Source organism: Bradyrhizobium sp. 44, from assembly GCF_023073095.1.
Taxonomy (GTDB): Bacteria; Pseudomonadota; Alphaproteobacteria; order Rhizobiales; family Xanthobacteraceae; genus Bradyrhizobium.
Window position 1 is genome coordinate 59,156 of the sequence record NZ_JADPIY010000004.1, and the last position, 12,857, is coordinate 72,012.

Here is a 12,857-nt window from a genome sequence, read left to right on the forward strand (position 1 = left end):
GGGTCGATAATCACATGGATCATCTTTCTGGGTATGCGCATCGGCCGTTTGCCTTTGTTTTGCGCTATCTTCGGCGTCGGCTCGCGTCGCATCTCGTGATCCTGACCGCAGTCGTCGCGGCCGTTGCCTGCTCCGTAGGCACGCAGTATGGCGTCAAATCCCTCGTCGACAGTCTGTCGGCCGGCGCTGCGCATGGTGGGAGCGTATGGCTGGCATTCATTTTCCTCATGACGCTGATCGCCGCCGACAATTTCCTTTGGCGGATCGCGAGCTGGACGGCCAGCTTCACCTTCGTGCGTGTCACGGGTGATCTGCGCCGTGACATCTTTCGTCATCTGACCGGCCACGCGCCGAGCTACTTCTCCGACCGCATGCCCGGCATGCTGACCAGCCGCATCACGGCGACCTCGAATGCGGTGTTCACGGTCGAGAACATGTTCGTCTGGAATGTGCTGCCGCCGTGCATCGCAACGGTTGCGGCCATCGCGCTGATTGGAACCGTCAGTCCCTACATGGCGCTCGGCCTGATCGTGATCGCCGGCGGCATGGTGCTTGCGATGTTCCGCCTCGCCGCCGCAGGAAAACCGCTGCATGACGACTTCGCCGACAAGGCCGCCGTCGTCGACGGCGAGATGATCGACGTCATCAGCAACATGCCGCTGGTGCGCGCCTTCTGCGGCATCGGGCACGAGCATGAGCGGTTCGACGCGACTGTGAACCGGGAGCTCGCCGCACGCGGCCGCAGCCTGCGCTATCTGGAGAAGCTGCGGCTTATCCATGCCGGCGTCACTGTCGTGCTCACGATCGCCCTGATGGCTTGGGCGATCATGCTCTGGCAGGACGGCCGGGCGACCACCGGCGACGTGGTGCTGGTCTGCACCCTCGGTCTCTCCATTCTGAACGCGACGCGCGATCTCGCGGTGGCGCTGGTCGACGTCACCCAGCACGTTGCCCGTCTGACAGAGGCGATTGCCACGCTGCTTGTGCCGCATGAATTGCGCGACCACCCCGAGGCCGAGCCGCTGGTGAAGAGCGGCGCCGCGATCGCGTTCAACAATGTCACCTTCGGCTATCCCGGGGCTGAGAAGATCTTCGAGCGCTTCAGCCTGCGCCTGCAACCCGGCCAGCGCGTCGGCCTGGTGGGCCAGTCCGGCGGCGGCAAGTCGACGTTGTTCACGCTGCTGCAGCGCTTCTACGATACCGACGAGGGCAGCATCACCATCGACGGCCAGGACATTTCCAAGGTGACGCAGCAGAGCCTGCGCGAAGCGATCTCGGTCGTGCCGCAGGACATTTCTTTGTTCCACCGCTCAATTCGCGAGAACATCCGCTATGGTCGCCCGAACGCGACCGACGACGAGGTGCTGCGTGCCGCAATTGCGGCGCGCTGCGATTTCGTCGAAAGCCTGCCTGGTGGTCTCGACACCATGGTCGGCGACCGCGGCGTCAAGATGTCCGGCGGCCAGCGCCAGCGCATCGCGATTGCGCGCGCCTTCCTGAAGGACGCGCCGATCCTGCTGCTGGACGAGGCGACCGCCGCGCTCGACAGCGAATCCGAGGAGGCGATCCGCGAGGCGTTGTCGCGGCTGATGCGCGGCCGCACGGTCATCGCGATCGCGCATCGCCTCGCTACCCTGCGCAATTTCGATCGCGTGGTCGTGTTGAGGGGTGGTAAGATCATCGAGGACGGGTCGCCTGAGCGTCTGATGCAGGGCCACGGGCCCTATCGTGAGCTGGTCACGCAGGAAATGAGCCGGCTCGCCCAGGCCGCAGCGTAAACCAACAGTCGCGTTCGAGTCGGTTGCGTGTCGAAACAAGCGCAGGGGAGCTGCTGATGTCGGCTGAAGCCGTTACCCAATTCGTCTCCGTGACGCGGACCGTGGACCAGGTCGCGGAGCAGCCTTTCTATATTCCGATGACAGGACCGTCGGCGCGGCCGCGGCGTTCGCTCAAGCACGACGACACCTTTATCGTGCTCGACAGCCATGGCGACATCGGCGCTTCGGCCGGCGGGCCCGATGGGCTGTTTCATCACGACACGCGCTACCTCGCGAGGCTCGAGCTCGTGCTCGACGATCTCCAGCCGTTGCTGCTGGGCTCGAACCTGCGCGACGACAATTCAGCCCTGACCGTCGATCTCACCAATCCGGACATCTACCGGCAGGGCAGCCTCGTGCTGCAAAAGGATCTGCTGCACATCGTGCGCACGATCTTCCTGTGGCGCGGCACCGCTTATCAGCGCATCGGCGTGCAGAACCACGGCGACCGCCCGGCCGGCTTCGCGCTGACGCTGCTGTTCGACAACGATTTCGCCGATCTGTTCGAAGTCCGCGGCGAGCGGCGCCCGCGCCGCGGCATCGGCTCGAGCCGGCTGTTGGGACCAACCGACGTGCTGTTCGACTACCGCGGTCTCGATGACGCCGAGCGCACCACGGGCCTGCATTTCGACCCGCGCCCGACGAAGCTGTCGGTGAATGCCGCGACCTGGCAGCTCGAACTCGACCCTCACGAGTCGAAATCCCTGTTCGTGGCCGTGTCCTGCAATCGGCCGATCGCGGAGAAGCCGGCGCGCTTTTTCCAGAGTTTGCTCGCCCATCGCCGCGAGATGCGGCAATCGACGATGGGCGCCACCAGCATCGAGACCTCCAACAACATCTTCAATGAGGTGCTGTGCCAGGCCATGGCCGACCTCAACATGTTGATGACGGAGACGCCGCAGGGCCGCTATCCCTATGCGGGGATTCCCTGGTACTCGACGACATTCGGCCGCGACGGGCTGATCACGGCGCTGCAGATGCTGTGGGTCGATCCGCGAATCGCCAAGGGTGTGCTGCGGCGGCTCGCCCATTTCCAGGCCAAGGCGGTCGATCCGCTCGCCGATGCCGCGCCGGGCAAGATCCTGCACGAGATGCGCGGCGGCGAGATGGCGGCGCTGCGCGAGGTACCGTTCGCGCAATATTACGGCAGCGTCGATTCCACGGCCTTGTTCGTCCTGCTGGCGGGAAGCTATTTCGAGCGCACCGGCGACGAGACGACGTTGACCGACCTGTGGCCGGCCATCGAGGCGGGGTTGGCCTGGATCGACGGCCCCGGTGACCCCGACAAGGACGGCTTCGTCGAATATCAGCGCGCTACGGAAAAGGGCCTCGCCAACCAGGGCTGGAAGGATTCCTACGACGCGATCTTCCATGCCGATGGCCAGCTTGCGGAAGGCAATCTCGCGCTGGCCGAGGTGCAAGGTTACGTCTTTGCCGCCAAGCGGCTCGCCGCGCGCTGCGCGCTCCGGCTCGGCAAACCCGATCTTGCCAGGAAGCTCGAGGCCGAGGCCAAGACGCTGGCCGAGCGTTTCGAGGCCGCGTTCTGGTGCGAGGAGCTCGGCACCTATGCGCTTGCACTCGACGGCAAGAAGCGGCCCTGCAAGGTGCGGACCTCCAACGCCGGCCAGGTCCTGTTCAGCGGCATGATCCGCGAGGACCGCGCGCGCCTCGTCGCCGCCGATTTGATGCGGCCGCATTTCTTCTCGGGCTGGGGCATCCGCACCGTCGCTGTCGGCGAGGTGCGTTACAACCCGATGTCCTATCATGATGGGTCGATCTGGCCGCACGACAATGCGCTGATCGCGCTCGGGCTCGCGCGCTACGGGCTCAAGCATTCGGTCGCGCATGTCTTCAAGGGACTGTTCGACGCCGCGACCTACATGGACCTGCGCCGGTTGCCCGAATTGTTCTGCGGCTTCCGGCGCGAAAAGCGGCGCGGCCCGACGCTCTATCCGGTCGCCTGCGCGCCGCAGGCCTGGGCCAGCGCAACGGCGTTCACGCTATTGGAGGCGGCGCTGGGCATCGAGTTCGACGTGGACCGCGGCGAGATCCGGCTGCGCAATCCGCATCTGCCGGCGTTTCTGCATGAGGTGATCTTGCGCGATCTGCGTCTTGGCGAGTCCAGCGTGGACCTGCGCGTCAGCCGCCATGGCGACGACGTGGCGCTGGAGGTGTTGCGCACGCGTGGCCAGATTCAGGTCTCGATCGTGCTGGCGCGCTAGCGGCGCGCCGGAAGGAGGGTGCATGCGTACCGCCGGATGGTTGGCCTTGGGCGTCGTGATCGTCGGCGGAATGACGCTCGCCGTGTCACGTGCCGCGGAGGAGTCGCCCGCACCCGCGACTGAAGCGAATGCACCGCCGACGGCGCAACCGCCGGCGTCATCGGTCCCCGTCACGCCAAAGAATGCCGCGCCACCGCCGTCGGTCACGATCATCGGCGCGAGCGATGCGCACGGTGTGCTTGGCCGTGACGTGCTCAGCGCGGCGAACGAGGACATGGGCCGCATCGTCGACGTCATCGTCGATCGGAGCGGGCACGTGCGCGCTGCCGTGATCGATTTCGGCGGCTTCCTCGGCGTCGGCAGCCGCAAGATCGTGGTGGACTGGAACGCGATGCGGTTCGGCAAGATCGTCAACAAGAAGGACAGCATCACGCTGGAATTGACCAAGGCACAGGTCGCAGCCGCGCCAGAATACAAGGAGGACACGCCGATGGTGGTGCTCGGCGCGTCCGGCAGCCTGCAGCCGCTGCAAGCTGTTCAGTGAGGCGCGGGGAGGGGTGGCCGCCGGTGCTGTTGTCGAGGAAGCCGAATCATGCGGATCGCGAGGGCCGCGTTGAGCAGGATAACGTCTCGGCGCCGTCGCCGGCCGGCATTCCGGCGCCGTCGCGCCAGAGCCTGCGCGGCCTCGACTGGTTCATCTTCTTCCTCGCCGACGTGCAGACCGGATTCGGGCCGTTCATCGCGGTCTATCTGACGACTCAGAAATGGACCCAGGTCGAGATCGGCCTCGTGCTGTCGATCGGGGGCATCGTTGCCCTGATCGGCCAGATGCCAGGCGGCGCCATCATCGATGCCGCGAAATCCGAGCGGCTGGTCGCCGGCCTCGCGATCGCCACCATCGGCTGCTGCGCGCTCGCCTATGCGGCGATGCCGATCTTCCCCGTGGTGGTGGCTGCGGCCACCTTGCATGCGGCAGCGAGCTGCGTGCTCGGACCGGCGATCGCGGCGATCAGCCTCGGTTTGGTCGGCCCGCTCGCGATCGGCGAGCGTCTCGGCCGCAATGCGCGATTTGCTTCGCTTGGTAACGGCGTTGCGGCCGCGGTGATGGGAACGGCCGGCTATCTGCTGTCGAGCCGCTCGGTATTCCTGGTGACCTTCCTGCTCGCAATCCCCACTTTGATCGCGCTCTCTCGCATCCGCGAGCACGAGGTCGACATCGCGCGCTGTCACGGCGAGATGCCGCGCGAGGCGGAGGATCGCGGCGACACCAATATCTGGCATCTGATCCGGCAGCGGCCGCTCGTTGTCTTCGCGGTCAGCGTGCTCTTGTTACAGCTCGCGAACGCGTCGATGATGCCGCTGATGGCAAGCGCGGTGACGGCGCGATCGAGCGAGTGGGCGACGGTGCTCGTCGCTTTTTGCATCGTCGTGCCGCAGGCGATCGTGGCACTGCTGTCGCCGAGCGTCGGGCGCAAGGCGCAAGCATGGGGTCGCAGGCCGCTACTGCTGATCGGATTCGCGGCGCTGACGATTCGCGGTCTACTGTTCGCGACCGTGCGCGATCCGTATCTGCTGGTGCTCGTGCAGGTGTTCGACGGCCTCACCGCGGCGGTGTTCGCGGTGATGATCCCGCTGATCGTGGCCGACGTCGCCTTCGGCAGCGGCCATTTCAACCTTGCGCAGGGCATCGTCGGCACGGCCATGGGCATCGGCGCGTCGCTGAGCACCGCGCTCGGCGGCTATGTCAGCGATAAATTCGGCAATGCCATGGCGTTCACCGGACTGTCCGGCGTCGCGGCGACGGGACTTCTGCTCATTCTGCTTGTGATGCCGGAGACGCGGCGCAAGGGCATGATCGCAGCAAAAGAAATGGCCGGCTGAATCAATCAGCCGGCCATGAGGGGGTGGGAGAGGGGAGATCAGGCGTCCAGATTGTGCAGGCGTGCCCGGTTGCGCAACACGATCTGCCGGGCGCCGGAGAAGCCGAGAATGCCCTGGGCGTGAAGCTGCGACAGCGCGCGCGAGACGGTCTCGAGCGTGAGACCGAGATAGTCGCCGATGTCACGGCGGCACATCGGCAGCGCCATCATGCCGGCAACTGCGAGGCGGCGGTCCATTTCGAGCAGGAAGGTTGCGACGCGCTCCATCGCGGTCTTGCGGCCCAGCAGCAGCATGTGGTCTTCGGCATGGCGAAGCTCACCAGCGGTCATGGCCCAGAGCTTGCGGGCGACCTGGACGTCGGTGGCTGCGGCCTTCTCGAGGCTCGCGCGCTTCACGAGGCGCACCGTGGTGTCGATGATGGCTTCAGCAGCGAGGCGATGGGTGGTGCCGGATTCGAGGCCGAACACGTCGCCGGGAAGGTGGAAGGAGCCGATCTGGCGACGGCCGTCGGAGAGAAGCTTGTAGCTGCGCACGGCGCCGGTGACGACCTGATAGACGTACTCGGCCGGCTCGTCCTCGCCATAGATCTCCTCTTCCTTGCGGTAGGAGAACTCGGTGGCAACGAGGCCGACATGGCCAGCGATCGCACCGAACTGGTCGGAGACGGGATGGCCCGGGGCGATCTTGCTGCCGTTGATCTGGGTCTTGATCGCCTGGGTGTTGATCGTCTGGGTCAGCATCTGCGCCATCTCCGTTGTGATGACGCCTTGGTACGCGGTATCGGGTGCCTCGAAAATTTCGCGAGATATCTTAAGGGGGGTGCCTTACGTAGAATCCCGTAGGTCAGCGTGGACCCGGTTCTGGATGGCGTGGCGAATGCGTTTGACCAGGTTTTCGTCCAGAAGCGGCTTCAGAATCACTTCATTCACGCCTGCGGCCGCCGCCCGGGCCGAGATATTCGAGTCGGGATAGCCGGTGATCAGGATCACCGGGGTGTCGCCCTCGGACTGGCGCAGTCGCCCGGCCAGCTCGATGCCGTTGATGTCGGGCATCTTGTAGTCGATCAGGTAACAGTCTGCACCGGACGGGCTCGCCGCATTGAGCAGCGCCGTGGCGTTCCTGAAGGTCCGCACGGCAAAACCGTCGGTTTCCAACAGGAAGCGCAGGGAACCCAGCACGGCGTCGTCGTCGTCCACCACATAGACGGTTAATTTCGCGGGTGACGACATCGGGAGCCGCTCAGGATGGGAGCTGATCGCAATCATTCCGATCTGGTAGCACAGGGCGGCCGGACGGTTTTGACTTGCCTCAATCCTGGTGACTTCAATCGTTGAGCATTCCGGCCCGCATTGCCAGCCGCACCAGTTCCGACAGGCTGTTGGCCTGCATCTTGGTCATCACATTGGCCCGGTAGACCTCGATGGTGCGTGGGCTGATGTCGTACTCGCGGGCGATCAGCTTGTTGGAGAGGCCCGCGATCAGCCCCTCCATGACCTGGCGTTCCCTGGGGCTCAGGGAAGCGACGCGAGCGGCGACATCCTGGGCGATGGCGTCGTTCTTGGCCGCCGGCTCGCCCTCGCGGATCGCTGATTCGATCATGGCGACGAGGCGGTCATCTTCGAACGGCTTTTCCAGGAAATCCATGGCACCGAGCTTCATCGCCTCGACCGCGAGCGGCACGTCGCCATGGCCGGTCATGATCAGGATTGGAAACCGGCTGCGCTGCGCCTTGAGGCGCTTGAGAAGCTCGATCCCGTCGATGCCGGGCATGCGCACGTCGGAGACGACGCAACCGAAGGCGAGGCCGGGCAGGGCGTCGAGAAAACCCTGCGCGTTGTCGAACAGTGTGACGCCGAAGCCAGCCGAATCCAGCAGGAAATTCAGCGAATCCCGCATCGCCTCGTCGTCGTCAATGACGTAGATGATTCCCTTGGTCGTCATGGATCAGTTCTCGTCGGCTGCCGGCAACGTGAAGCGGAATGTCGCTCCACCCGATGCGTTGCTCTCGGCCCACATCCGGCCGCCGTGAGCCTCGATGATCGAGCGGCTGATGGAGAGTCCCACGCCCATGCCGGTGTCCTTGGTGGTGAAAAAAGTCTGAAACAGGTTCGGCATGACGTCGTCCTGGAAGCCGGAGCCGGAATCGGAGACCTCGATCTCGATCATGTCGTCGGCGACGCGGGTGTTGGTGACGACGAGCTCGCGCCGAGGCGACTGCGCCATCGCTTCCAGCGCGTTGCGGAAGAGGTTGACCAGCACCTGCTGGATTTGCACCCGGTCGGCGAGCACGAGATCGGCATTGGGATTGAGGCTGAAGCGAAGCTGCACGTCCTGCTCGCGCGCGCCTGCCAGCCCGAGGGCGCCGGCCTCCTCGATCAGCTTGGACAGGCTCTCGATCCTTTTCTCCGATTCGCCGCGGGAGACGAAGTCGCGCAAGCGGCGGATGATCTGGCCGGCGCGCAGCGCCTGCTCGGCGGCCCGGTCCAGCGCGCTCTCGATCTTCGGCGTATTCGGATCCTGGCTTCCGGCGAGCAGCCGCCGCGACCCCTTCATGTAGTTGCTGATCGCTGCCAGCGGCTGGTTGAGCTCGTGAGCGAGCGCGGACGCCATTTCGCCCATCGCGCTCAGCCGCGAGACGTGGACAAGTTCGGACTGCAGTTCCTGGAGCCGCGCCTGGGTTTTCTGATGCTCGGTAAGATCGCGGACGAAACCGGTAAAATAGGGCTCGCCGCCCGACTGCATCTCGCCGATCGACAGGTGCATCGGAAAGGTCGTGCCGTCGCGGCGCTTGCCGGTCACGATCCGGCCGATGCCGATGATGTGCGGGTCGCCGGTGGTGCGATAGCGCGCGATGTAGCCGTCGTGACGTGAGCTGTCGGGCTCCGGCATCAGGATGCGGACGTTCTGGCCGATCGCCTCCGACTCGACCCAGCCAAACAGGCGCTCGGCCGCCGTGCTGAAGAACTGGATGATGCCGTGGCCGTCGATGACGATCATGGCGTCGGGAATCGTCTGGAGGATCGAGCGGAGGTGACTCTCGCGGGTGCGCAGGGTCTCCTCGACCTGCTTTTCCTCATCGACGTCAAGAAAGATGCCGCTGAGATGCCGGGCGGCGCCGGCGTCGTCCCGAATTAGCCCCGCGCGGGCGCGGATCCACTGCGCTCTGCCCGACGCCCCCGTGACCCTGAACGACACGTCGAAGCTGCCGCCCCGTTCGGAGACGCGCCGGATCGCACTCTCGATCCGCTCGCGGTCGTTCGGCTCCAGCCGGGACAGGAACAGCGCGTAACTCACCGATTGGCCGGATTCGATTCCGAACAGGATTCTGGCCGTCTCCGACCACTCCAATTCCAGTGTCTTGAGATCGAGATCCCAGGTCCCGACGCCAAATCCCTCGATTCGAACGCGGAAATGTTCGCCCCGGCCGTCATCTTGCGGATGAATCACACGGGTCGGCGCCACACGATCACTCCCATTCTGATGCGGGGAACCGCACAGCGTTGCCGTCGGCAATGTACCCAAGGAGGGGCCAGAGGCAAGTTCCGATGTCTTATACCATTGGCAGATTTCGGGCGCGCGCGGTGATCCAAGGTTTTGATCTATCTCATCCTGCCAGCCGGCGGCCGGCTTACGATCGGATCAAAGCTCATTGCCCCGGAGACTCCGATGACATACGCGACCGTGATGGTCAGCCTGGCGCTCGATCAGCCCAACGAGGCGCGGCTTCAGGTCGCGGGCGAGCTTGCCGAACGATTTGAGGCGTCGATCATCGGCGTTGCTGCGGCGCAGTTCGCGCCGCCGCTCTACTTCAGCGATGGCGCCGCAGCGCAGGGACTGATCGATGAGGGAGAAGCCTCGGTCAAGCGACGCCTGGGCGAGCTCGAGGCGCAATTCCGCGCCGCGATCAGGAATCGCGGCGGACATGTGGAATGGCGCAGCGCCATGGATTTCCCGGCGCGCTTTACGTTCACCCAGGCGCGTTGCGCCGACATCATCGTTACCGGCGGGCAGAGCCCGGCCTTCTCCGACGCCTTCGCGCTCGCGAGCCCAAAGGATCTGGTGATGCAAGCCGGCCGGCCGATCCTGGTCGTGCCTGACGGCGTCAACTGGCTCGACCTGCGCAGCGTCCTAGTGGCGTGGAAGGATACGCCGGAAGCCCGGCGGGCGCTGGCCGATGCGCTGCCGATCCTGCGCAAGGCCAGGGATGTCACCGTCCTTGCAATTCCCGAAGGCGACGACGATCGTCCCGCCGCGGTCGCTGGCGTGACTGACGTGACGGCGTGTCTTGCCCGCCATGGCGTGACCGCGATCGCGCGCGTTTCCGAAGCGGCCCGCAACGAAACTGTCGCCGGGCAACTGGAGAAGATTGCCGGCGATGTCGGCGCCAGCCTGATCGTCGCCGGTGCCTACGGTCATTCGCGCTTCCGCGAGCTGATCCTCGGCGGCGTCACCGAGTATCTGGTTACTCAATCTGCCCGCTGTGTGCTGCTGTCGCACTGACGCGGGAGCGGTGCAAGACGAATCAAAGAGGACGCGCCGTGTACAGATTCCTTGAGCAGACCGTCGACGGCTACATGACGCACGACGTCAGGACGGTGAGGCGCGACCTCGACCTGCTCGCGCTCAGCGAGATGTTCGAACGCGACGATTTCAATTCCTATCCCGTAGAGGACGACGGGCAGGTCGTCGGCATCGTCACCAAGTTCGACATCCTGAAGTGCTTCGCCTTCACGCCGAGCCAGATGTTGCCGCGCTACCACGACCTGATGAGCCGCAAAATCGGCGACGTCATGACGCCCGACTTTATCTATGTCAGCCCCGACACGCGGCTGACGCGCGTGCTCCAGATCATGGTCGAGCACCGCATCAGGAGCATCATCGTGCTCGACGGAGCGCAGAAGCTGGTCGGAATCATCGCCCGCGAGGACGTTATCGCGGCGCTCAAGGCGGCGGCACGCGAGTGACGTTTCCCCTTCTCCCCTTGTGGGAGAAGGTGGCATAGGCGGCCTTCGGCGTCCGTTCTTGAGAACGCCGAAGCGAAGCTTCGGCTATGGCCGGATGAGGGGTTCTCTCCATGGAAAGACGACTTTCCGTGCGGAGCCAACCCTCACCGAGCGAGTTTGCCGCGCCGTCCTCGCTGCCCTCTCCCGCAAGGGGAGAGGGCACATCAACTGGCGGTGGCGCAACTCTCACATTAACAGAAATCCACATAGCTTGATTTCAATCAATTCCCCGCAAGGATGAATGTGGTTTCTGGCCCTGTGTTCTTTCAGAGAGAATCCGCATGAGCCAGCCCTCCATCTCCAAGTCCATGACGTCAGGTGAAAGCGGCCTGGCTGTCGTGTTCGCGGTCACCGCCTTCCTCTGCGTGATTGCCTCGGCCAAGGCGCTCGATGCGCCCTTCGCCTTCCACGCCGCGCTGAGCGCGGCAGCGAGCCTCGCCGCGGTCTTCTGCATCATCAACCGCTACCTCGACCGGCCGGCGGCGCTGCCGCCTGCGGAGATCAATGGGCGCCCCAATTACAACATGGGGCCGATCAAGTTCTCCTCCGTCATGGCGATGTTCTGGGGCATTGCCGGCTTTCTCGTCGGCCTCATCATCGCCTCGCAACTGGCGTGGCCGGCGCTGAACTTCGATCTGCCCTGGACCAGCTTCGGGCGCCTGCGTCCGCTGCACACGTCCGCGGTGATCTTCGCCTTCGGCGGCAACGTCCTGATCGCGACCTCCTTCTACGTCGTCCAGAAGAGCTGCCGCGTTCGCCTTGCAGGCGATCTCGCGCCCTGGTTCGTCGTCGTAGGCTACAACTTCTTCATCCTGATCGCCGGCACGGGCTATCTGCTCGGCGTCACCCAATCGAAGGAATATGCCGAGCCGGAATGGTACGCCGATCTGTGGCTGACCATCGTCTGGGTCACCTATCTGCTTGTCTTCCTTGCCACGATCATCAAGCGCAAGGAGCCGCACATCTTCGTCGCGAACTGGTTCTATCTCGCCTTCATCGTGACGATTGCGGTCTTGCATCTCGGCAACAACCCGGCGCTGCCGGTCTCGGTGTTCGGCTCGAAATCCTACATCGCCTGGGGCGGCATCCAGGACGCCATGTTCCAGTGGTGGTACGGCCACAACGCGGTCGGCTTCTTCCTGACCGCCGGCTTCCTCGCCATCATGTACTACTTCATCCCGAAGCGGGCCGAGCGGCCGATCTACTCCTACCGTCTCTCGATCATCCACTTCTGGGCGCTGATCTTCCTCTACATCTGGGCCGGCCCGCACCATCTGCACTACACGGCGCTGCCGGACTGGACCCAGACGCTCGGCATGACCTTCTCGATCATGCTGTGGATGCCGTCCTGGGGCGGCATGATCAACGGCCTGATGACGCTGTCGGGGGCCTGGGACAAGCTGCGCACCGATCCCGTGCTGCGCATGCTCGTGGTCTCCGTCGCCTTCTACGGCATGTCGACCTTCGAAGGCCCGATGATGTCGATCAAGGTGGTCAACTCGCTCAGCCACTACACCGACTGGACCATCGGCCACGTGCACTCCGGCGCGCTCGGCTGGGTCGGCTTCGTCTCCTTTGGCGCGCTCTACTGCCTCGTGCCCTGGATCTGGAATCGCAAGGGCCTCTACAGCCTCAAGCTCGTCAACTGGCACTTCTGGATCGCGACGCTTGGCATCGTCCTCTACATCTCGGCGATGTGGGTGTCCGGCATCCTCCAGGGTCTGATGTGGCGCGCTTACACCTCGCTCGGCTTTCTCGAATATTCCTTCATCGAGACTGTCGAGGCGATGCATCCCTTCTACATCATCCGCGCTGCCGGCGGCGGGCTGTTCCTGATCGGCGCGTTGATCATGGCCTATAATCTCTGGATGACGGTTCGCGTCGGCGAACAGGAAGTCCAGATGCCCGTCGCTCTCCAGCCGGCGGAATGAGGA

11 protein-coding genes are annotated in these 12,857 nt (G+C 64.5%); 7 read left to right on the forward strand and 4 right to left on the reverse strand.

Features of this window, described 5'->3' with window-relative positions; genetic code table 11:
* Nucleotides 1-14: 14 nt before the first annotated feature.
* Genes IVB41_RS00305 through IVB41_RS00320 form a run of 4 tightly spaced genes read left to right on the forward strand, consistent with a single transcriptional unit; the run spans nt 15 to nt 5,920 of the window.
* The gene (locus IVB41_RS00305; RefSeq protein WP_247425783.1) at nt 15-1,778 is read left to right on the forward strand and encodes an ABC transporter ATP-binding protein; all 1,764 of its coding nucleotides are present in this window, start codon (nt 15-17) and stop codon (nt 1,776-1,778) included.
* 56 nt (nt 1,779-1,834) lie between these two features.
* Nucleotides 1,835-4,039, forward strand: coding sequence for an amylo-alpha-1,6-glucosidase (locus tag IVB41_RS00310; RefSeq protein WP_247288461.1), 2,205 nt, complete (start codon nt 1,835-1,837; stop codon nt 4,037-4,039).
* Between the two features lie 22 nt (nt 4,040-4,061).
* Complete coding sequence (locus tag IVB41_RS00315; RefSeq protein ID WP_027568795.1) at nt 4,062-4,583, forward strand: PRC-barrel domain-containing protein; 522 nt, start codon at nt 4,062-4,064, stop codon at nt 4,581-4,583.
* A 23-nt stretch (nt 4,584-4,606) separates the two neighbouring features.
* On the forward strand, nt 4,607-5,920 hold the full coding sequence (locus IVB41_RS00320; RefSeq protein WP_247425785.1) for an MFS transporter: 1,314 nt from the start codon (nt 4,607-4,609) through the stop codon (nt 5,918-5,920).
* A 38-nt stretch (nt 5,921-5,958) separates the two neighbouring features.
* On the opposite strand, the gene IVB41_RS00325 is transcribed toward IVB41_RS00320, so the two are convergent.
* The 4 genes from IVB41_RS00325 to fixL all read right to left on the reverse strand — a co-directional run bounded on the left by IVB41_RS00325 (nt 5,959) and on the right by fixL (nt 9,382).
* On the reverse strand, nt 5,959-6,660 hold the full coding sequence (locus tag IVB41_RS00325) for a helix-turn-helix domain-containing protein (protein WP_007594028.1): 702 nt from the start codon (nt 6,658-6,660) through the stop codon (nt 5,959-5,961).
* An 84-nt stretch (nt 6,661-6,744) separates the two neighbouring features.
* Nucleotides 6,745-7,185 carry a response regulator gene (locus tag IVB41_RS00330; protein ID WP_247425787.1) on the reverse strand — a complete coding sequence of 147 codons (441 nt, stop codon included), beginning with the start codon at nt 7,183-7,185 and terminating at the stop codon, nt 6,745-6,747.
* 58 nt (nt 7,186-7,243) lie between these two features.
* The gene (gene fixJ, locus IVB41_RS00335; RefSeq protein WP_247288464.1) at nt 7,244-7,861 is read right to left on the reverse strand and encodes a response regulator FixJ; all 618 of its coding nucleotides are present in this window, start codon (nt 7,859-7,861) and stop codon (nt 7,244-7,246) included.
* 3 nt (nt 7,862-7,864) lie between these two features.
* Nucleotides 7,865-9,382 (reverse strand): sensor protein FixL, encoded by a 1,518-nt coding sequence (gene fixL, locus IVB41_RS00340; RefSeq protein WP_247288465.1) that lies wholly within the window; start codon nt 9,380-9,382, stop codon nt 7,865-7,867.
* A 204-nt stretch (nt 9,383-9,586) separates the two neighbouring features.
* Between fixL and IVB41_RS00345 the strand changes: the two genes are divergently transcribed.
* From IVB41_RS00345 to ccoN, 3 genes are all read left to right on the forward strand, one after another.
* Nucleotides 9,587-10,420 (forward strand): universal stress protein, encoded by an 834-nt coding sequence (locus IVB41_RS00345; RefSeq protein ID WP_247360061.1) that lies wholly within the window; start codon nt 9,587-9,589, stop codon nt 10,418-10,420.
* A 38-nt stretch (nt 10,421-10,458) separates the two neighbouring features.
* On the forward strand, nt 10,459-10,884 hold the full coding sequence (locus tag IVB41_RS00350) for an HPP family protein (protein WP_247360060.1): 426 nt from the start codon (nt 10,459-10,461) through the stop codon (nt 10,882-10,884).
* A 320-nt stretch (nt 10,885-11,204) separates the two neighbouring features.
* Complete coding sequence (ccoN, locus tag IVB41_RS00355) at nt 11,205-12,854, forward strand: cytochrome-c oxidase, cbb3-type subunit I (RefSeq protein WP_007607681.1); 1,650 nt, start codon at nt 11,205-11,207, stop codon at nt 12,852-12,854.
* The last annotated feature ends 3 nt before the right edge of the window (nt 12,855-12,857 follow it).

Bases quoted from the DNA above. Each gene is read 5' to 3' on its own strand.
- IVB41_RS00330 (WP_247425787.1), bottom strand. From the start codon at position 7,185: ATGATTGCGATCAGCTCCCATCCTGAGCGGCTCCCGATGTCGTCACCC.
- IVB41_RS00315 (WP_027568795.1), top strand. From the start codon at position 4,062: ATGCGTACCGCCGGATGGTTGGCCTTGGGCGTCGTGATCGTCGGCGGA.
- IVB41_RS00345 (WP_247360061.1), top strand. From the start codon at position 9,587: ATGACATACGCGACCGTGATGGTCAGCCTGGCGCTCGATCAGCCCAAC.
- IVB41_RS00310 (WP_247288461.1), top strand. From the start codon at position 1,835: ATGTCGGCTGAAGCCGTTACCCAATTCGTCTCCGTGACGCGGACCGTG.
- ccoN (WP_007607681.1), top strand. From the start codon at position 11,205: ATGAGCCAGCCCTCCATCTCCAAGTCCATGACGTCAGGTGAAAGCGGC.
- IVB41_RS00325 (WP_007594028.1), bottom strand. From the start codon at position 6,660: ATGCTGACCCAGACGATCAACACCCAGGCGATCAAGACCCAGATCAAC.
- IVB41_RS00305 (WP_247425783.1), top strand. From the start codon at position 15: ATGGATCATCTTTCTGGGTATGCGCATCGGCCGTTTGCCTTTGTTTTG.
- fixJ (WP_247288464.1), bottom strand. From the start codon at position 7,861: ATGACGACCAAGGGAATCATCTACGTCATTGACGACGACGAGGCGATG.